Origin of the sequence: Aurantimonas endophytica (assembly GCF_014196845.1) — a bacterium.
In the GTDB taxonomy this organism is placed as follows: domain Bacteria; phylum Pseudomonadota; class Alphaproteobacteria; order Rhizobiales; family Rhizobiaceae; genus Aurantimonas; species Aurantimonas endophytica.
Genome location: NZ_JACIEM010000003.1, coordinates 278,346 through 298,065 on the forward strand (window position 1 = coordinate 278,346; position 19,720 = coordinate 298,065).

The 19,720-nt window shown below is 67.2% G+C and carries 18 protein-coding genes; 14 read left to right on the forward strand and 4 right to left on the reverse strand.

Features of this window, described 5'->3' with window-relative positions; translation table 11 throughout:
* The first annotated feature begins 88 nt into the window (after positions 1-88).
* The 8 genes from GGR03_RS12395 (at position 89) to GGR03_RS12430 (ending at position 7,980) form a co-directional block, all read left to right on the forward strand.
* The gene (locus tag GGR03_RS12395) at positions 89-1,246 is read left to right on the forward strand and encodes a mandelate racemase/muconate lactonizing enzyme family protein (protein WP_183208465.1); all 1,158 of its coding nucleotides are present in this window, start codon (positions 89-91) and stop codon (positions 1,244-1,246) included.
* A 4-nt stretch (positions 1,247-1,250) separates the two neighbouring features.
* A complete protein-coding gene (locus GGR03_RS12400; RefSeq protein WP_183208467.1) occupies positions 1,251-2,054 on the forward strand; it encodes a creatininase family protein in 804 nt (267 codons plus the stop codon).
* A 103-nt stretch (positions 2,055-2,157) separates the two neighbouring features.
* Complete coding sequence (locus GGR03_RS12405) at positions 2,158-3,585, forward strand: ABC transporter substrate-binding protein (protein WP_252920234.1); 1,428 nt, start codon at positions 2,158-2,160, stop codon at positions 3,583-3,585.
* Between the two features lie 59 nt (positions 3,586-3,644).
* Positions 3,645-4,586: an ABC transporter permease gene (locus tag GGR03_RS12410; RefSeq protein WP_183208469.1), complete on the forward strand. Its 942-nt coding sequence runs from the start codon at positions 3,645-3,647 to the stop codon at positions 4,584-4,586.
* Positions 4,586-5,452, forward strand: a complete 867-nt coding sequence (locus tag GGR03_RS12415) for an ABC transporter permease (protein ID WP_183208471.1) — start codon at positions 4,586-4,588, stop codon at positions 5,450-5,452. Before GGR03_RS12410 ends, GGR03_RS12415 begins: the two co-directional genes overlap by 1 nt.
* A gap of 1 nt (position 5,453) precedes the next feature.
* A complete protein-coding gene (locus tag GGR03_RS12420; RefSeq protein ID WP_425486713.1) occupies positions 5,454-6,509 on the forward strand; it encodes an ABC transporter ATP-binding protein in 1,056 nt (351 codons plus the stop codon).
* Positions 6,506-7,519 carry an ABC transporter ATP-binding protein gene (locus GGR03_RS12425; RefSeq protein WP_183208473.1) on the forward strand — a complete coding sequence of 338 codons (1,014 nt, stop codon included), beginning with the start codon at positions 6,506-6,508 and terminating at the stop codon, positions 7,517-7,519. The genes GGR03_RS12420 and GGR03_RS12425 overlap by 4 nt, the downstream gene beginning before the upstream one ends.
* Positions 7,516-7,980 (forward strand): RidA family protein, encoded by a 465-nt coding sequence (locus tag GGR03_RS12430; RefSeq protein ID WP_183208475.1) that lies wholly within the window; start codon positions 7,516-7,518, stop codon positions 7,978-7,980. Before GGR03_RS12425 ends, GGR03_RS12430 begins: the two co-directional genes overlap by 4 nt.
* A gap of 131 nt (positions 7,981-8,111) precedes the next feature.
* On the opposite strand, the gene GGR03_RS12435 is transcribed toward GGR03_RS12430, so the two are convergent.
* The 3 genes from GGR03_RS12435 to GGR03_RS12445 form a co-directional block, all read right to left on the reverse strand.
* The gene (locus GGR03_RS12435) at positions 8,112-8,531 is read right to left on the reverse strand and encodes a cupin domain-containing protein (RefSeq protein ID WP_183208477.1); all 420 of its coding nucleotides are present in this window, start codon (positions 8,529-8,531) and stop codon (positions 8,112-8,114) included.
* On the reverse strand, positions 8,528-9,949 hold the full coding sequence (locus GGR03_RS12440) for an NAD-dependent succinate-semialdehyde dehydrogenase (RefSeq protein ID WP_210292122.1): 1,422 nt from the start codon (positions 9,947-9,949) through the stop codon (positions 8,528-8,530). Before GGR03_RS12440 ends, GGR03_RS12435 begins: the two co-directional genes overlap by 4 nt.
* A gap of 81 nt (positions 9,950-10,030) precedes the next feature.
* Positions 10,031-11,761, reverse strand: a complete 1,731-nt coding sequence (locus GGR03_RS12445; RefSeq protein WP_183208481.1) for an IlvD/Edd family dehydratase — start codon at positions 11,759-11,761, stop codon at positions 10,031-10,033.
* 141 nt (positions 11,762-11,902) lie between these two features.
* Between GGR03_RS12445 and GGR03_RS12450 the strand changes: the two genes are divergently transcribed.
* From GGR03_RS12450 to GGR03_RS24640, 6 genes are all read left to right on the forward strand, one after another.
* On the forward strand, positions 11,903-12,883 hold the full coding sequence (locus GGR03_RS12450; protein ID WP_183208483.1) for a tripartite tricarboxylate transporter substrate binding protein: 981 nt from the start codon (positions 11,903-11,905) through the stop codon (positions 12,881-12,883).
* A gap of 69 nt (positions 12,884-12,952) precedes the next feature.
* Positions 12,953-13,408 carry a tripartite tricarboxylate transporter TctB family protein gene (locus GGR03_RS12455; protein ID WP_183208485.1) on the forward strand — a complete coding sequence of 152 codons (456 nt, stop codon included), beginning with the start codon at positions 12,953-12,955 and terminating at the stop codon, positions 13,406-13,408.
* An 11-nt stretch (positions 13,409-13,419) separates the two neighbouring features.
* Positions 13,420-14,967, forward strand: coding sequence for a tripartite tricarboxylate transporter permease (locus tag GGR03_RS12460; RefSeq protein WP_183208487.1), 1,548 nt, complete (start codon positions 13,420-13,422; stop codon positions 14,965-14,967).
* 96 nt (positions 14,968-15,063) lie between these two features.
* Positions 15,064-15,786, forward strand: a complete 723-nt coding sequence (locus GGR03_RS12465; protein ID WP_183208489.1) for a GntR family transcriptional regulator — start codon at positions 15,064-15,066, stop codon at positions 15,784-15,786.
* A 403-nt stretch (positions 15,787-16,189) separates the two neighbouring features.
* Positions 16,190-18,469, forward strand: coding sequence for an adenylate/guanylate cyclase domain-containing protein (locus tag GGR03_RS12470; protein WP_183208491.1), 2,280 nt, complete (start codon positions 16,190-16,192; stop codon positions 18,467-18,469).
* A 159-nt stretch (positions 18,470-18,628) separates the two neighbouring features.
* Complete coding sequence (locus GGR03_RS24640) at positions 18,629-18,763, forward strand: hypothetical protein (protein WP_281379008.1); 135 nt, start codon at positions 18,629-18,631, stop codon at positions 18,761-18,763.
* On the opposite strand, the gene GGR03_RS12475 is transcribed toward GGR03_RS24640, so the two are convergent.
* A complete protein-coding gene (locus tag GGR03_RS12475) occupies positions 18,764-19,672 on the reverse strand; it encodes a LysR family transcriptional regulator (RefSeq protein ID WP_183208493.1) in 909 nt (302 codons plus the stop codon).
* Positions 19,673-19,720: the final 48 nt, after the last annotated feature.

Genomic DNA, 19,720 nt, shown 5'->3' on the forward strand with positions numbered 1-19,720 from the left:
AATGTAAAAATCGAGCCGCCCTGGGCCGTTCGCTTGACCGCAATGTAGTTTTGGTACAAATTCTGTCTGAACGCAGACGGAGACCATCGTGGACGGATTTGCTTCGCGCCAGGCGCATATCATCGGCTTCCAGTTCGACGAGGTCGTCGTTCCCGCCCATCCCGGCGTCATTAATTCCGACACGCTGGCCAAGCCGCTGCACATGTTGCCGGTGGGCGGCAAGGAGAGCTGGAGCGTGCAGTTCGACGAGCTGCCGAAGCTGATCCTTCGCCTGCACCTTTCCGACGGCACGGTGGGTCTCGGCGAGTTCTACCGCGATCATGAATGGACGCGGGTCGAACAGATCGCGGACAACCTGATGGGGCGCTCGATCGACGAGCTGATCCTGCAGAAGCTGCCGATCCCGCTCTGCCGCGAGTACGACGGCTTCGAATGCGCGATCTGGGACGCCTATGCCAAACAACTCGGGGTCCCGATGCATCGCCTGCTCGGCGGTGCGCTGCGCGACAGGATCGCAGTGAGCGCCTGGTCCAGCCACCGGACGCAGGACGAGATCGGCCCCTGGGTCCGGCAGTACCAGGACCAGGGCTTCAAGGTCATCAAGTTCAAATGCGATCTGGAAGACGACGTGCCGGGCTGGTGCGCGCGGATCGCCGAGCATGCCCCCGGCATGAAGATCATCTTCGATCCGAACCAGCGCTGGGAGAACCCGGGCAACGCCCGGCCGATCATCCGCGAGATCGAGAAGATCGGCAACGTCCTCGTCCTAGAGGATCCGATCCCGCGCTGGATGATGCTCGACTACAAGGAGCTGCGGCGGTTCTCGTCGATCCCGATCGCGCTGCACGTGTCGCTCCCGTACATCTACCAGGGGCAGCGCCCCTACGAGGCGATCGATGCGATCGCCCACGGCGCCGTCGACGGGTTCAACTTCAACGGCGGGCTGGCCGGGTTCCAGCAGCTCGACCACATCGCCCGCACGGCGGGCCTCTATTGCTGGCACGGTTCCGAGGTCGATCTCGGCATCCTCGAGGCGATGTATGTCCATCAGTGCTCGGCCGCCGCGAGCTGCGTCTGGCCCGGCGACATCTTCGGCCGGATGATCCGGTCGCACGACCTTCTCGACACGCCGCTGACCGTCGAGCCGCCCTTCATCCATATCCCGTCCGACGGGCCGGGCCTCGGCGTCAGGCTGAGCGAAGCCGCGCTCGAACGCTTCGGCGTGGCCAAGCGCATGATCGACTGATCCGATGCGCTGGGAACGCCGCACCACACGCGAGATCCAGGGCCTGCCGCGAAACCTGCCGGTGATCGTCAACGTCGCGGCGATCGAGCAGCACGGCGCGCATCTGCCGCTCGACACCGACGCGGTGATCGGCGGAGCGTTTCTCGACGCCCTGGAAGCCGAGGCCGGCGACGAGGTGCTGATCCTGCCGCAGGTCAAGGTGTGCTGCTCCGAGCATCACATGGATTTCCCCGGCACGCTCAGCATCGGGCACCGCAGCTTCCTCGACTATGTCGGCGCGATCCTGCAGTCGGTGGTCCGGCACGGCTTCCGCAATTTGGTGATCTTCAACAGCCACGGCGGCAACCAGGCCATCGGCCAGGTCCTGCTCGAGGAATTCGGCGCGTCGCATCGCGATTGCCGCATCGCCATGCTGACCTGGTGGCGGCTGGCCGGGCCGGAGATCGCGGCGATCCGCGACAGCGGCTTTGCCGGTGCCAACCACGCCTGCGAACTCGAGACGTCGCTGATGCTGCACATCGATCCGGCAGCGGTCCGCCGGCCCGGGCACCTTCCGCCCATGAGCTACGTACCGACCCATGGCTGGGCCAATGCCGACATGATCATGCCGGCCCGCGGCGCGCTGTTCCGCTCGATGGCCGAGATGTCCGACGGGCTCGGCGTCGTCGGCGATGCGTCGCTGGCGACCGCTGCCAAGGGCCGGGCGATCATCGAGGCGGTCACCGAACAATTGCTTGTCGTCGTCCGGGACATGTCGGGCGCCCCTTCCCTCGCAGACCCGAAACCGAAGGAGACTGAGAAATGTTGAAGGCATTGGCAAAAACCTGCCTTGCGGCGACGATGGCGCTTGGCGGCCTCGTCACCTCGGGCGCCTCGGCGATGGCGCAGGAGAGCCCGGCGGCATCATCACGGTGGCCACCATCGGCGAGCCGAACACGCTCGATCCAATGGCCGCGACGGGCGATCTTCTCGGCATGGTCACCCAGCATTTCCTCGAGACGCTCTACACCTTCGACAAGGAATGGAACGTCACCCCGCTGCTGGCGGCGGACCTGCCCGAAATCTCCGATGACGGGAAGACCGTGACGATCGCCCTGCGCGAGGGCATCAAGTTCCACAACGGCAAGACCATGACGGCGGACGACGTCGTCGCCTCGCTGGAGCGCTGGTTCAAGATCGCCTCGCGTGGACAGCTGGTTGCCGACAAGGTGGAGAAGGTCGAGGCGACGGATGCGAACACCGTCACGATCTCGCTGAGCGCGCCTTTCGGACCGCTGCCGGCGCTGCTCGCCTTCAACAATTCTGCGGCCGTCATCCTGCCGAAGGAGACGCTGGCCGAACCGCTGACCGAGTTCGTCGGCACCGGGCCCTTCATGCTGAAGGAGCGGCGCCCCGACCAGTACATTCAGCTGGTACGCTTTGCCGACTACCAGCCGCTGGAGGGCGAGGCGGATGGCTTCGGCGGCCGCCGCGAGGCGCTGCTCGAGGAGGTGCGGTTCGTGCCGGTTCCCGACGCCAACACCCGCGTCGAAGGCGCCGTCGCCGGGCAATACGACTATGCCGAGCTGCTGCCCGTCGAATCCTACGACCGTCTGACCGGGCAGACCGAGCCGATGCTGACGGAATCCTTCGGCTGGCCGATGTTCATCATGAACACCAAGCAGGGTGTCATGACCGACCAGAACCTGCGCAAGGCGGTCCAGGCCCTGCAGAATTCCGACGATTTGATGCTGGCCGCCTTCGGCGAGGAGCGCTTCTTCAAGGTCGACGGGGCGCTCTACCCGGAAGGCTATGTCTGGCGGAACGAGACCGGTGTCGAGGCGTACAACCAGGGCAATCTGGAAGAAGCCAAGAGCCTTGCCGAACAGGCCGGCTACGACGGCGAGCCGATCCGCATACTGACCAGCCGGCAGTACGAGTTCCACTACAAGATGGCGCAGGTCCTGGACGCCTATCTGAAGTCCGCCGGCCTGAATTCCCGGCTGGACGTGGTCGATTGGGCGACGCTCGTGCAACGCCGGGCCGACCCCGCTTTGTGGGACATCTTCATCACCCACAGCCCCTTCCTGCCGGATCCGGCGCTGATCGCGCCGCTGCCGGCGAGCTATCCCGGCTGGTGGTCGACGCCGGAGAAGGAAGAGCTCCTGACGGCGCTCAACACCGAGACCGACCTCGCGAAGCGCCAGGAAATCTGGTCGGACATCCAGGGCCTGATCTACGAGCAGGCGCCCTTCTACAAGGTCGGCGACTTTGCCGCCCTGGCCGCCAAGTCGCCGAAGGTTCAGGGCTTCGAGGCATCGCCCTGGCCGTATTTCTGGAACGTCTCGCTCTCGCAGTAAGCCGATCCTGACGGGCGCCCGGCGCCCGTCAGGCCCTTCCCGATTCACCGGAACGCGCAATGGCCAGCTACGTCCTCAAACGATTCACCGGCATGGTCGTCGTCCTGTTCGTGGTGGCGACCATCGTCTTCGTGATCGTGCGCATCGCCCCCGGCGATCCGGCAGCCGTCATGCTGGGCCCGGACGCGACGCCTGCGGACATCTCGGCCCTGCGCGACCGGCTCGGTCTCAACCAGCCGCTCCTCGTCCAGTTCGGCGTCTATCTCGGACAGATCCTGACCGGCAATCTCGGCGATTCCATCTTCCTCAACATGCCGGTGCTCACCGCCCTCGGCCAGCGCGCCGAGCCGACCTTCTTCCTCACCCTCTTCTCCATCCTCATCGCCACCGTCATCGCCCTGCCCATCGGCATCCTGTCGGCCTACTATCGCGGCAGCCTGTTCGACCAGGCTTCCACGACCCTCGCCATGTTCGCCGCGAGCGTGCCGAGCTTCTGGCTGGCGCTCATCCTGATCCAGGTCTTTGCGGTGCGTCTCGGCTGGTTCCCGGTGGCGGGCTATGGCGGCCCGGACACGACCCTGCTGGAACGGCTGCATCACCTGATCCTGCCCGCCATCACGCTCGGCGTCGTCAGCTCGGCGCTGATCCTGCGGTTCACCCGTGCCTCGATGCTCGATGTCCTCGACGACGACTACATAAGGACGGCGCGCTCGAAGGGCATGGCCGAGACGCCGGTGGTCCTGAAGCACGCCTTCAAGAACGCGCTGATCCCGATCCTCACGGTCATCGGCATCACGGCGGCGCTGCTGATCTCCGGCGCGATCGTCACCGAGACGGTGTTCGGCCTCCCCGGCGTCGGCAATCTCGTCGTCTCGGCGGTGCTGCGCCGCGACTATCCGGTGATCCAGGGCGCGCTTCTCGTCGTCGCGGCGCTCTACGTCCTGATCAATTTCGCCATCGACATGCTGTATCTCGTCATCGATCCGCGGGTGCGGTTCTGATGGCCGTTTCCACCGTGGCCAGAACCAGCAGGACCTTCGCCGTGGCCAAGATCCTGCGCGAGCGAAAGCCGCTCGCCCTCGGCGCGGCGCTCCTCCTGATCATCGTCGTCCTGTGCGTGTTCGCCCCGCTCTTCGCGCCCTACGACCCCAACAAGCTGTCGATCGCCAATCGCCTGATCGCGCCCGGCGTCGACCATTTCTTCGGCACCGACGAATTGGGCCGCGACGTCTTCACCCGCGCGATCTATGCCGGACGGACCTCCCTGATGATCGGGGCGGCGGCAACGATCTTCGCCTCGGTGATCGGCATCGCGCTGGGTCTCGCGGCAGGCTTCTTCCGCCGCACCGACGTGGTCATCGCCCGCATCATCGACGCGATGATGGCGTTTCCCGACATCCTGCTCGCCATCGCGCTCGTCGCCGCTCTCGGCCCCTCGGCCGCCACGGTCATCGTCGCCCTCGGCATCGTCTACACGCCGCGCCTCGCCCGCATCGTGCGCGCCTCCACCTTCGTCATCCGCGAGCTGCCCTATGTCGAGGCCGCCCGCGCGCTCGGCGTGCCGACCTGGCGGATCCTCTACCGCCACATCCTGCGCAACCTCCTGTCCGTCATCATGGTCCAGGCGACCTTCATCTTCGCCTATGCGATCTTGGCGGAGGCGAGCCTGACGTTCCTCGGCGTCGGCGTCAGCCCGGACATTCCGACATGGGGCACGATGATCGCGGCGGGTCGCCAATATGTCGGCCAGGCCGACTGGATGACGGTCTTCCCGGGCCTCGCCATCATCCTGTCGGTGATGTCGCTCCAGCTCGTCGGGGATGGCCTGCGCGATCTTCTCGACCCACGCCTGCGCAAGGATCTCTGAGATGCCGCAGATGCACGCGGACCCGGCGAGTGCGGGACTGGCGTCGGCGACGTCCGACGCGGTCACGCTGAAGGTGACCGGCCTCAGGACCCACTTCCGGATCGGCTCGACCATCGCCAAGGCCGTCGACGACGTCGACCTGACCGTGCGCCAGGGCAAGACGCTGGCCGTGGTCGGCGAATCCGGCTCCGGCAAGTCCGTGACCAGCCTCTCGATCATGCGGCTGCTCGCCCCGTCGGCGACGATCGTCGACGGGACGATGGCGTTCACGCGGCGGGACGGCACCGTTGTCGATCTGGCCCGGGCGAAGAACCGGGTGATGCGCGGGATCCGCGGCCAGGAGATCGCGATGATCTTCCAGGAGCCGATGACGAGCCTCAATCCGCTGTACACGGTCGGCGACCAGATCATCGAGATGATCCGCCTGCACGAGACCATCTCGCGCGCCGAAGCCCGCGGCCGCGCCCGCCGCATGCTCGAACTGGTCGAGATCGCTTCGCCGGAGCGACGGCTCGACGACTACCCCCACTCGATGTCCGGCGGGATGCGCCAGCGGGTGATGATCGCGCTGGCGCTGGCCTGCAACCCGTTCCTGCTGATCGCCGACGAGCCGACCACCGCCCTCGACGTCACGATCCAGGCGCAGATCCTCGAGCTGCTGCGCCGGCTGCAGCAGGAGATGGGCATGAGCATCCTGTTCATCACCCACAATCTCGGCGTGGTGGCGGAAATCGCCGACGACGTCGCGGTCATGTATGCCGGCAAGGTGGTCGAGCAGGCACCGGTCAACGCGCTATTCAAGGCCCCGCGCCATCCCTATACGAAAGGGCTGATCGCCTGCATTCCCGATCCCGCGCGTGACCGGGACGCCGCCGGAGGCCGGCGTCTCCTGAGCCCGATCCCCGGCTCCGTCCCGAGCGTGACGAACCTGCCGAAGGGCTGCGCCTATGCCGATCGCTGTCCGCTGGTGGTGGCGAAGTGCCGGGAGGAGAGCCCGCCGCTGATCGCCGTCGGCGCGCTGCATTCCACCCGCTGCTGGAGGCACGAGGACGTATGATCGAGGCCAGCGGCACGAACGAGACGCTCCTGTCGGTGCGCAACCTCGTCAAGAAGTTTCAGGTTGGGAAGAGCGTCGTTCATGCCGTCTCCGACGTATCCTTCGACGTGCGCCGCGGCAGGACGACGGGGATCGTCGGCGAATCCGGTTCGGGCAAGACCACGATCGGGCGCTGCATCATGCGCCTCGTCGAGCCGACGGAGGGCGAGGCGATCTTCGAGGGCGAGGATCTCTTCAAGGCGTCCGGCAAGCGCCTGCGCGCGCTACGCAAGCGCCTCCAGTTCATTTTCCAGGACCCTTATTCCAGCCTCAACCCGAAGATGAAGGTCGCCGACATCATCGGCGAGGCGATCGACACCCACAAGATCGCCAGGGGTGCCGCCAGGCGGCAGATGATCGGCGATCTTCTCGAACGCGTCGGGCTCGACCGCGACCATGACCGCCGCTTCCCGCACGAGTTCTCCGGCGGCCAGCGCCAGCGCATCGGCATCGCCCGGGCGCTCGCGGTGCAGCCGGATCTGATCGTCGCCGACGAGCCGATCTCCGCCCTCGACGTCTCCGTCCAGGCGCAGATCCTCAATCTCCTCCAGTCGCTCCAGAACGAGCTGGGTCTCACGACCGTGTTCATCTCCCACGACCTCACCGTCGTCGAATATCTCTGCGACGACGTCGTCGTCCTCTATCTCGGCCGGGTCATGGAAAGCGGGCGGGCCGAAGACATCTACGGCAACCCGCGCCACCCCTATACGCGGGCGCTTCTGTCGAGCTCGCCGTTGCCCGATCCCGAGCGCCGCCGCGAGCGCATCGTCCTGAAGGGCGACATTCCGAGCCCGATCTCGCCGCCGTCGGGATGCGTCTTCCGGACCCGCTGCCCGGACGCGATCGAGGCCTGCGCGGCCGTCGTCCCGCCGGTCGAGCAAGTGGGCGCCAACCACGTCGTCGCCTGCATCCGGCACCGCGAACTGCCTGCCTGGTCGCCGGCGAGGAACCTCATCAAGGAGACCCCATGACGCCCGAAGAAAAGCTCGCCGAACTCGGCCTCACGCTGCCGCCGGTGCCCGCGCCGATCGCCAATTTCGTCACCCATGTCGAGGAGGGATCGCTCCTATTCCTGTCGGGACAAGGGCCTCGAAACCATGACGGCCAGATGGCGACCGGAAAGGTTGGCGCCGGGGTCTCCGTCGAGGAAGCTTACGAGCACGCGCAGCTGACGGGGCTCAATCTCCTCGCGGTGATGAAGCACGCCCTCGGCGATCTCGGCCGCGTCGAGCGGGTGGTCAAGCTCCTGGGCATGGTCAACGCCGACCCGCTCTTCTGCGACCATCCGAAGGTCATCAACGGATGCTCCGACCTGATGGTCGCGGTGTTCGGCGAAAAGGGACGCCACGCCCGCTCCGCCGTCGGCTTCGGCTCGCTTCCCGGCCAGATCACCGTGGAAATCGAGGCCATCGTCAAAATCGCGAAAGACTGACGCCGCAGACGCGCCCCTGCCGAACGGAGACGGCTTCACTGCCTGTCCGGCTCGAAGGAGCGGCCGGGGCCCGCGACGACGAACGGCCCCTGGTGTCGTGACGGGCAATTCTCCGGCGACTGAGCCCCGCGTCAGCCGGCCGGCGGTGTGGCGTGCTCGTCGTCGATGCTGCGCGTGTCGCCCGTCGCGACGATCGTCCGTGTCGCGTCGACATTGGCGTAGATCCACAGGATCTTCATCGGCTCGGTGTCGGATGCGTTGATGAAGCGGTGCGGCAGGTTGACCGGGATGAAGGTCGTATCGAGCGGCTTCAGCACATGCTGCTCGCCGTCGATCTCGGCGATGGCGTTGCCCTCGAGGAGCATGACGCTTTCCTCGCAATTGTGGCTGTGCACGGGGATCGCCGCGCCGGGCGCGAACTCGGTGATGCCGTTGATGAAGCTGGTCGTGCCCGAGGCGCGGTTGACCAGCGGGATGGTGCGGGCGCCGCCGCCGCGTTCGCGGGCGACGATCTGGTCGGGGCGGAAGATGCCGGGCTTGGCGTTGCTCATCGAGTTGTCCTCTCGGTCGGCGCCGGAGCGGCGGGCTTTGCCGGGCCGATCCAGAGCGTCTTGATGTTGGTGAATTCGCGAATGCCGTGCGCCCCGAGCTCGCGTCCGTAGCCGGAGCGCTTGATGCCGCCGAAGGGCAGGCGCGGGTCGGAGGCGGTCATGCCGTTGACGAACACCGCCCCCGCCTCGATCCGGCGTGCGAAGCCGCGCGCCTTTTCGATATCCGCCGTCCAGAGCGCGGCGCCGAGGCCGAATTCGGTCTGGTTGGCGAGGCGGGTCGCTTCCTCGGCGTCCCGCACCCGGACGATCGCTGCGACCGGGCCGAAGGTCTCCTCGCAGAATGCCGCCTGGTCCGGCGTCACGTTGTCGATGACCGTCGGCTCGTACCAGTAGCCGGGCCCCTCGACCTTCCTGCCGCCGGTCTTGAGCGTCCCGCCGGCCGAAAGCGTCCGCTCCACCTGCGCATGCAGGGCGTCGCGGAGATTGCCGCGGGCCATCGGCCCGATATCGGTGTCGCGCCGCGTCGGATCGCCGAGCTTCAGCGCCTCGACATTGGTCACGAACGCTTCGACGAACCGGTCGGCGACGCTGTCCTCGACGATGAAGCGCTTGGCGTTGACGCAGGACTGGCCGGCATTCGTGAAGCGCGCCTTCACGGCGACCCTGGCGGCCTGCTCGATATCGGCGTCGGCGAGCACGATGAACGGGTCTGAGCCGCCGAGCTCCAGCACCTGCTTCTTCAGCGCCTTGCCCGCCTGCGCCGCGACGATGGCGCCGACCTCGGTCGAACCGGTCAGCGTGACGGCGGCGATCCGGTCATCCGCGATCAGGCCGGCGACCTTGTCGGAGCCGACCAGCAGCGTCGCGAACAGGCCCTTGGGGCACCCCGCCTCCCGCATCAGCGCCTCGATCGCCAAAGCGCATTGCGGCACGTTGTTGGCGTGCTTGAGGATGGCGCCGTTGCCGGCCGCCAAAGCCGGCGCGAGAAAGCGGATGACCTGCCAGAACGGGTAGTTCCACGGCATGATCGCCAGGACGACGCCGATCGGATCGTAGAGGATCAGGCTCTCGGCGGCGTTCGTCTCCACCCGCTCGTCGGCGAGGAAGCGCGGCGCCGCCTCGGCGTAGAACTCGCAGGTGGCAGCGCATTTCTCGACCTCGGCCTCGGCCTCGGCGATCGGCTTGCCCATCTCGGCGGTGATCATCGCGGAATGGCGGTCGCTGCCGGCGCGCAGGGCTTTCGCCATGCGCGTCAGCAACTGCACCCGCTCGGCGATGGGCACCGACCGCCACTTCGCCTGCGCATCGGCCGCCGCCGCCAGCGCCGCCTCCACGGCCTCGCCGGAATGCTCGTCGTAGCGGGCCAGCTCGGCGCCGCTCGTGGGGTCAACGGACAGGATCACGATCGGTCCTCGCATGGGCGGCGAACCGTCGCCGGCGCCGCCTCGATGGATGATGGGAGAGACGCGGCGCCAACGCGCGCCGCAGCCCGGGCGACGTCAGCGATCCTTCGGGACGCGGCCGGTCTTTTCGGGCACGAGGAAATCGAAGTCGCAGCCCTCGTCGGCCTGCAGCACGGTGTCGAGGAACAGCTTCTTGTAGCCACGGTCCGACCCCTCGTGCACCGGCGCCTTGAAGCTTAGCCGGCGCTCGGCAAGCTCGGCGTCGGAAACGTCGAGATGCAGGCGCCGCCCCGGCACGTCGAGCTCGATCATGTCGCCGGTCCGCACCAGCGCCAGCGGCCCGCCGGCCGCCGATTCCGGCGTGACGTGGAGGACGATCGTGCCCGACGCCGTGCCGCTCATCCGCGCGTCGGAGATTCGCACCATGTCCTTGACGCCCGTCGCCGCGATCTTGCGCGGGATCGGCATGTAGCCGGCCTCCGGCATGCCCGGCGCGCCGATCGGCCCGGCATTCTGCAGGACGAGGACGTCGTCGGGACCGACGTCGAGATCCGGCGCGTCCACCCGCTCCGCCATGTCGGCGATCGAGGAAAACACCACGGCGCGGCCGCGATGCGTCAGCAGCGAGGGCGTCGCCGCCGACTGCTTCACGATGGCGCCGCCGGGCGCGAGGTTGCCGCGCACGACCGCCATGCCGCCTTCCGGATAGATCGGCGCATCGAAGGGCGCGACGATGTCCTGCTGCCAGCCGGCGGGGGCGGCATCCATCTCCTCGCCGAGCGTACGGCCGGTGACGGTCAGGCAGTCGAGGTGAAGATGCGGCTTCAGCTCGCGCAGGATGGAGACGAGCCCGCCCGCCGCATGGAGGTCCTCCATGTAGTTCTGCCCGGAGGGCTTCAGGTCGACCAGCACCGGCACCTTGCGGCCGATCCGGTCGAAGGCATCGAGGTCGAGCGCCAGGCCGCAGCGCCCGGCGATCGCCGCCAGATGCACGATGCCGTTGGTCGACCCGCCGGTGGCGAGAAGCACGGTCAGGGCGTTCTCGAAGGCCTTCTCAGTCATGATCGCCGAAGGCAGCAGCGGCTGGGTGGCGAGCTGCGCGGCGATCTGGCCGGTGGTCTCGGCGATGCGGCGGCGGTCGGCCGAGACGGCGGGGGCGGTGGCCCCGCCCGGCGCCATCATGCCCAGCGCCTCGACGGTGAGCGCCATCGTCGAGGCCGTGCCCATGACGCCGCAGGTGCCGGCGCCCGGCACCAGCCGGTCGTTGACCTCGGCGATCTCGGTGGCGTCGACCTCGCCGGCCCGGTGCCGGGCCCAGAAGCGCCGGCAGTCGGTGCAGGCACCGACGCGCTCGCTGCGGTGGCGGCCGGTCAGCATCGGCCCGGTGACCAGCTGGATCGCCGGCACGCCCGCGCTCGCCGCGCCCATCAGCTGGGCCGGCACGGTCTTGTCGCAGCCGCCGATCAGCACGACCGCGTCCATCGGCTGCGCGCGGATCATCTCCTCGGTGTCCATCGCCATCAGATTGCGCAGGAACATCGAGGTCGGGTGCGAGAAGGATTCGTGGATCGAGATGGTCGGGAACGGCACAGGCAGCGCACCAGCCAGCATGACGCCGCGCTTAACCGCCTCGATGAGGTCGGGGACATTCGCATGGCAGGCATTGTAGCCGCTGGCGGTGTCGACGATGCCGACGATCGGCCGCTCCAGCGCGTCGTCGGAATAGCCCATGCCCTTGATGAAGGCCTTGCGCAGGAACAGCGAGAAGCCGGCATCGCCATAGCTCGTCAGTCCCTTCCTCAGGCCTCGCCCGTCGCGGTCCGTCATTCGATTCTCCCGACACTATCCCTGCGCGCCACCAATCACGCTGGCAGCAATATTGTCAACAATCTGTTTGACAAAGACAAAACCGCTTGCCTATGGTGCCGCTCGCGCCGAGAAGCGCATGACAGAACTGGGAGGTTCACAATGAAATTGATACTCGCCGCGGCTCTCGCCGCCACGACGGCTTTCGTTTCCCCGGCATTCGCGCAGGACGGGAAATACACCGCCGCCAGCGACATCAACGTGATGCAGGGCTTCAAGGCCGGCGGCGGCTCCGACGCTCTCGCCCAGCTCGTCCACCCGTTCCTCGCCGAGGAGCTCGGCGTAAACTTCATCAATCAGTACATTCCGGGCGCCACCGGCGCCATCGCCTGGACGCGCCTTGCCAAGCAGTCGCCGAACGACGGCTCGACGGTCAGCATCACCAACACGCCGATGCTGCAGACCAACTACATCATGAACCCGTCGATCACCTACACGATCGACGAGATCACGCCGATCGCCAACATCGTCACCGATCCGGGCATCGCGGTGGTCGCGACCGACTCGCCGTTCCAGACCTTCGAGGACTTCGTCAAGGCCGCCAAGGAGAACCCGGGCACCGTCACGGTCGGCAATTCGGGCGTCGGCGGCGACGACTACTTCACCTCGCTGCAGTTCGAGCGCCAGTCCGGCGTCGAGCTCCAGAAGGTCCCCTTCCAGGGTGACGGCCCGTCCTGGACGGCCGCCATGGGCGGCAAGATCGACGCCAGCTTCACCAATGTCGGCGTCACCTTCTCGCAGATCCAGGAAGGCAATCTGCGCCCCCTCGCGGTCTTCTCCGAGGAGCGCCTCGCCAATCTTCCCGACGTGCCGACCGCCAAGGAACTCGGCTACGAGCTCGTCGCCGGTTCGTCGCGCGGCTACAGCGGCCCGGGCGACTTTCCCGAGGAATCACGCCAGCAGATCATCGACGCTCTCGCCAAGGTGATGGAGAACCCCGAGTTCCAGGCCGCGGCCGAGAAGCAGGGCCTGATGGTCGATTTCATCACGGGTGACGACTATGCCGCCTTCCTGAAGAAGCAGGAGGGCGAGTTCCAGGAACTCTGGGCGGAGATCAAGGACGACGTGCAGGCCGCCCAGTAAGGCGACGCACCGGCGGCGCGTCTTCGGGCGCGCCGCTTTCTCCTTCCGTCAGCATCCAGGAATCCCGTGATGGGTCAGATCGTCGTCGCCCTCGCCGCCATTGCTCTCGCCCTGTTCTTCAGGAGCGAGGCCGCGGCTTACCCGCCCACCGCCGCGCGGCTGCCCGACCTCCTCAGCGTCGTGATCATCCTGCTCGCCGCGGCGGCGATCGCCCAGGTCGTCTGGTCCCGGCTTCGCCCGCGTCCGGCGCTCGCGGAAGCCGAAACCGGCTCCGACACGCCCACCGACTGGCGCAGCCTGGCGCTCGGGGCGGGCTTCCTGGCGCTGATCATCCTCTACGCCTTCAGCATCACCCGCATCGGCTATCTCATCGCGACCCCGCTCTTCCTGGCGATCCCCCTGGCCGTCCTGCGTCCGATCGGACTGGTGGCTGCGGTGGCGACCATCGCGGCGGTCACCGCCGTCATCTTCGGGATCTTCGTCTGGTTCCTGAACCTGTCGATCCCGCTTTACCCGGCCCTCTGAGGAACATCGCGATGGACTCCTTCTTCTGGATCGGGCTGGCCAACGTCGTCGAGCCCGTCAATCTCGCGGCCATCCTGATCGGCGTCACGGTCGGCATGTTCGTCGGCGCGATGCCCGGCCTGTCGGCGACGATGGCGATCGCCCTCCTCTTGCCGCTGACCTACTCCTTCCGGCCGGAAACCGGCCTGGCGCTGCTCGCCTCGCTCTATCTGGCGGCCATGTACGGCGGCTCGATCGCCGCCATCCTCCTGCGCACGCCCGGCACGCCGGCCGCCGCCGCCACCGTCCTCGACGGCTATCCGATGGCGCAGAAGGGCCACGCCGGCAAGGCGCTCGGCCTGTCGCTGACGGCCTCGCTGATCGGCGGCGTCATCTCCGCGATCGTGCTTTTGACGGTGGCGCCGCTGCTCGGCCGCCTCGTCCTGAATTTCGGCCCGGTCGAGATCTTCGCCATCGCCGTGCTCGGCATCACCATCATTGGCTCGCTGTCGCAGGGCTCAACCATTCTCGGCCTGATGTCCGGCGCCATCGGGCTGCTGCTCGGCATGGTCGGCATGGACCTGACCACCGGCACGCCGCGCTTTTCCTTCGGCTTCCTCGAACTCTTCGGCGGCATCGACTTCACCGTCGCGCTGATCGGCCTGTTCTCGATCCCGCAGGCGGTGCGTCTCATCATGCAGGGCAACACCAACAAGAACGCGCGGGTCTCCAACGTCACCGACCGGATGCTGCCGACGGGACCGGAATTCCTCAAGATGCTGCCGAACAGCCTGCGCTCTTCGGTCATCGGCGTCTTCGTCGGCCTGATCCCCGGCACCGGCGGCGATACCGCCTCCTGGTTCGCCTATAACGAAGCCAAGCGCTTCTCCCGCAACAAGGCCGAGTTCGGCACCGGGTATCCGGCCGGCATCGTCGCGCCGGAAGCGGCGAACAACGCCGTCGTCGGCGGCGCCCTGATCCCGACGATCGCGCTCGGCATCCCCGGCTCGGCCTCGACGGCCGTGCTGCTCGGCGGCCTCATGGTGCACGGCATCCTGCCCGGCCCCTCGCTGATGACTGACTATGGCGACGTGACCTACACGCTGCTCTGGGCGGTGCTGTTCGCCAATGTCGCGCTGTTCCTCGTCGGCCTCTTGTTCACAAGGGCCTGCGTCGCCGTCACCAAGATCCCGAACCGCGTGGTCGGCCCGGTCATCGTCGTGCTGTCGGTGATCGGCGCCTACGCGATCAACAACTCGGTCTTCGACATCGGCCTGATGATCGCCTTCGGCATGCTCGGCCTTGCGTTCGACAGTTTCCGCATCCCGACGCCGCCGCTGGTCATCGGCCTCATCCTCGGACCCATCCTCGACACGACGCTGCAGCAGTCGCTGCTGATCGGCGGCGGCCAGTGGACGGTCTTCATCGAGAACCCGATCTCGGCGACGCTGCTGGTCTTCGCGCTGCTCTCGATCCTGCAGGCGACGCCGCTCTTCGGCTCGCTGGCCCGCCGGTTCCGCACCAGGCCGGTCAAGGGCGCCGAGCCGGCTGGCGGCGACGTCGCCGGAAGCCGCGAGTAATCCGGGAGCCCGCCGGGCGAACGCCTATCCGCCGGGCACGCTCAGAGGTTATGGGTGGAAGGACTCTCGGAACGGAGTGCGAAGGGAGACCTGACGATGTCCCAACTGGCCAAGGAGACCGGCGAAAGCCCGGCACAGCCCGGCGGCAAGCGACGCAGCGGCGAGGACATCTCGGCCGAGATCGTGACTCGCCTGGAAGAGGATATCGTCTTCGGCCGGCTGCACCCCCGCGAGCGGCTGGTCGAGGAGGAGATCGCGCTGCGCTTCGGCGCCAAGCGTCATCTGGTGCGCCAGGCGATCGCCGAACTCGAACGCCTCGGCCTCGTCGACCGCTACCGCAACCGTGGCGCCGTCGTCCGGCTCTATGACGCCAAGGAAGTCGAGGACATCAACAGCGTGCGCGAACTAATCGAGGCGCATGCCGCCTCGCTCATCCCGCTGCCGCTGCCCGATGCTGCCGTCGCCGAGCTCGACGCGATCCAGAAGTCGCACCAGGAGGCGATCCTCTCGGGCGACCAGCGCCGCGTCTTCCGCGACAATATCGACTTCCACCGCAAGCTCTTCGCCCATTGCGGCAACGAGGCGCTGATCGAGGCGATCAACAATTTCGCCCAGAAGTCGCACGCCTACCGGCACATCTTCCTGAACGACAAGCCTTATCTCCTGTGGGCGGCCGAGGACCACGCCAAGATGGTCGCCGCCGTCCGGGCCGGCGACCGCGCGGCCCTCGTCGAGCTCTGCCGCAACCATCTGGCGCCGGCCAAGAACTACTACGTCCAGACCTACCGCTCCCGCTTCGCCGGCGACGAGGAGGGGTGAGGACGCAGTCGAGGCCCCGTTGCCGCAGAATGCCGATTGCGGCAGCCGCCTGACGCCTGACGCCTGGCCCCGCCGGCTCGGCTCTCCCCAGACAACCGTCGCCCGGTGACTTCTGTCTGGTTCCGGTTCCCATCGGGAGCCTAGCCGGTGCTTGCCTGTGACGCACCGCTATGGCGCCGAAAATCCCGAGATGATACTTTCCAGGTCCAAGAACCGGTGTCACCGATGCTTGGCAGAAGCGGTCGATTGGGGACGCTGCACTGACTTCTCGGTCGGCCCGACGCCCGTCGAGAAGCAACCACCGGCATTCCGGACGGCGAGGGCCAGACGCGTCCGGCCATGGATGTCGCAGCGTATGAGGGCCGGGCAACACCGACCGGTCAAGCGCCAGTGAGGGCTCGAAATGGAGCGCCGACCTGCCGCAGTCCTGATCGCCGACGTCGTCGGATATAGCCGGCTGAGCCAGATCAACGAGGAGGAGACCCGTCGACGGTTCGGTGCCGACCTGAAGGAGATCTTCGAGCCGCAGATCGAAGCCAACCAGGGACGCCTGATCAAGACGATGGGCGACGGCATCCTGGCCGAGTTCGGCAGTGTCGTTCGCGCGTTGGCATCGGCCCTGGCGATCCAGGAAGCCGAAGCGGAGCGGAATGCAGGACTGGCGCCGGACCGGCGTCTGGAGTTTCGCATCGGGATCAACCTTGGCGACGTCATCGTCGAGGACGACGACATCCACGGGACGGGCGTGAACATCGCGGCCCGGCTGCAGGTCCTCGCCCCGCCGGGCGGCATCGTCCTTTCCGGAACAGCCTATGACCACGTCGCCCAGACCCCGGGCGTCCATTTCCAGAATCTCGGGACGAAGGTCCTGAAGAACATCGCCGATCCGGTCAGGGCCTATGCCGCCGTTCGAGACGCGGGTGCGGAGAACGTCGCGGCGCGATCGCCGGTCCTCGGCAGCATTGCCGTTCGCCGCGGCTGGGCGGTGCCGGCGGGCATCCTTGTCCTCGTGTTGTGCGCGGTGGGATACTGGTGGGCAGGTTCCTCGCCGCAGACAGCCGAACCGGGCGGCAACGTCGCCGTCGCGGCGACAAGCGCCGAGCCGTCGCTCGTCGTGCTACCCTTCGACAATATCGGCGACGACAAGGATCAGGCCTATCTGGCCGACGGCATGACCGAGGACCTGACGACCGAACTGGCGCGCATTCCTGGGCTCTTCGTCGCCTCTCGCAATGCCGCCTTCACCTACAAGGGCCAGCCGACCAGGCCGGCCGAGATCGCCCGGGATCTCGGCGTGATCTACATACTGGAAGGCAGCGTCCGGCGCGTCGGGGACGACATGCGCATCAACGCGCAGCTCATCGACGCGCGGTCCGGCGGGCATCTCTGGGCCGAGCGCTTCGACGGAAGCTGGGCCGAAGTCTTTTCCTTGCAGGACGATGTGCTGGCGAACGTCTCGTCGGCCCTGAAGCTGCGGCTGGTGCCGACGGCCCAGGCAATGGAACAGGCCGGCGGAACCGACGATTCCGCAGCCTACGATCTGTATCTGCAAGGTCAGGACAGGGCCCGCGGCGAGCAGCCGAAGGATTTCGCGGACGCTGCCGCGCTGTTTCGACGGGCGCTCGCCGTCGATCCCGATTTCGGGCGCGCGGCCGCCGAACTGGCATTCGTCTACTGGAACGCCTGGAACGTGCCGGAGCGGGAAATGGCGCTCCGGCTCTCCAACGAGGAGATGCTTCCCGAGATATATCGGCTTCTGGCCGACGCGGAGCGCCATCCATCGGCGGCATTCTATCAGTTGACGGCAGAACTGCTCACGCAAGCCCGCGACAGCGAGGGCGCCATCCGGGCCGCCGAGAGTGCGATCGCCATCGATCCGAGCGATCCCTACACCTATCATGCCCTCAGCATGGCACTCTCCTTCGCGGGGCGACCCGTCGACGCCGAACGCTTCCTGGTGGCCGCCTCCCGTCTCGAGCCGGCGCCGAGCGACTGGCGCAGATATCTCTTCGGTCTTGCCTATTTCGGCCAGGGAAGGCTCGATGACGCGCGAGCGATCCTGCTGGATATCGACGACGAGACCGGGGAATACTGGTCCCGTCTCCTTCGTCTGCCGCTCCTCATAGCCGCCACCGCCGAGCTGGGTCAGGCTGGCGAGACCGACCGATACAAGCAGATGATGCAGGCGACGCTGTCGTCGAAGTCCGAGGCGACACCCTCGCTGCTTCTCGCCCAGGGTTTTTATCCGTATCGGCAGTCCGCCGATCGGGAGCGGGTGATGGCCGGACTACGGAAGGCGGGTGTCCCCGAACTGCCTTTCGACATCGATGACCGGCTGGGAGACAGGTTGACGGGCGCCGAGATCAGGGAACTACTCTTCGGGCACACCATCCGGGGCGTGACGTCTGACGGACAGATCTACGAGCGCGAGACGGGTCACGATGGCCAGGCTCTCGTGCGCATCGGCAGCCATGCGGAAGAGGTGGTGACCACGGCGATCGACGGCGACGCGGTCTGTGTCTGGTCCTATATCTGGGGCGATATGTGCGGCGCCGTTCTTCGCAACCCCGATGGCGCGCCGGAGACTTTCGACGAATACGAGCTGGTCTTCCCCTACAGCCGTCGGGCGTTTTCTGTCGTCGAGGAGGCATCGGGCGACACCCTGACCGCGGCCCCCGGCTGACAGGAAACGATCCTCCGCGGCGTGGGCGGCGGAAGACTATTGTCAACAATCCTGCCAACGATCTGCGCACTGGCCGCATGGGTCCCATGCAGTGCAGCATCTGCCTTCGCAGTGCGAAAGCGCCTAGGTTCCGTCTCGTACAAGAGACGGAGACGAAACATGTCCAGAACCCCCCGCACCACGACCTTCTACACCCGCGTCAGGGCTTCCCTCGCCGGTCTCGGCTCGAGCATCGTCGAAGCCCGCCGCCGCGAGATGGAATACCGGATGCGTTTCCCCGGCTCGATCGACTGATCAGACGCTGATGACGGCACCGCCGCCGGTTTCGGCGCGGTGCGGCGGCGGCTCGACGGCCCAGGCGCTTTCCATCAGCACGCGGACGAGATGCGTCCGCGGGGAATTGCCGAGCTGCACGAACCCCAGTTCGCGCACCGGCGCCGGTTCCGGCAGCGTCAGGCGGCGCACCCCTTCCGGCCACGGCCCCGCCCAGTCGGGCACCAGCGACACGCCGAGCCCGCGTGCCACCATCATCGCGATGGCGTCCAGCGCGTCGAGTTCGAAGCGCTCCTTCGGCGCGATGCCGATCGTGTCGAGAAACGACGCCGCCAGCCGCCCGCCCCATTGCCGCCTGTCGTAGCGGATGAAGGGCGAGGCTCGCAGGATCGCCGGCACGTCGGTGCGCCGGTCGTCGGCCGCCACCAGCAGCACCAGCTTCTCTCGCCGCCACAGATGGAAGCTCATCGCCTTCGGCATGTCGAAGGACGGGCGCACCAATGCCGCGACATCGAGCGCCCCTGACACGACCCGGTCGTAGAGACCGGCGGACGTGCCCGGCTCCAGATAGAGGTCGAGCCCCGAATGGCGCTCGGTCAGGCGCTCCAGCACCTGCGGGAACAGCCCGGTCAGCGCCGTGGCGATCGCCCCCACCCGCAACTCCCCGACGATCTCCTCGCCCAGCGCCGCGGTACGCAACTCGCTGATCTGCCGCAGCACCTCGCGGCTGCGTGCCATCACCGCATGGCCCGCTTCGGTCAGCCGTACCGTCCGCCCCGAGCGCGCGACCAGCCCCACGCCGATCTCCGTCTCCAGCGCCCGGATGCGCTGCGCCACCGCCGTCGCGGTGATGCCCAGGTCGTTCGCCGCCGCGACGAACGAGCCCTTCTCCGCGACGCGCACGAGGGTCGCCAGATGGCTGCTATCCATGGGAACCAACATTTCCTTCAGGGTGAACGAAGCAGACCGTACTTCATC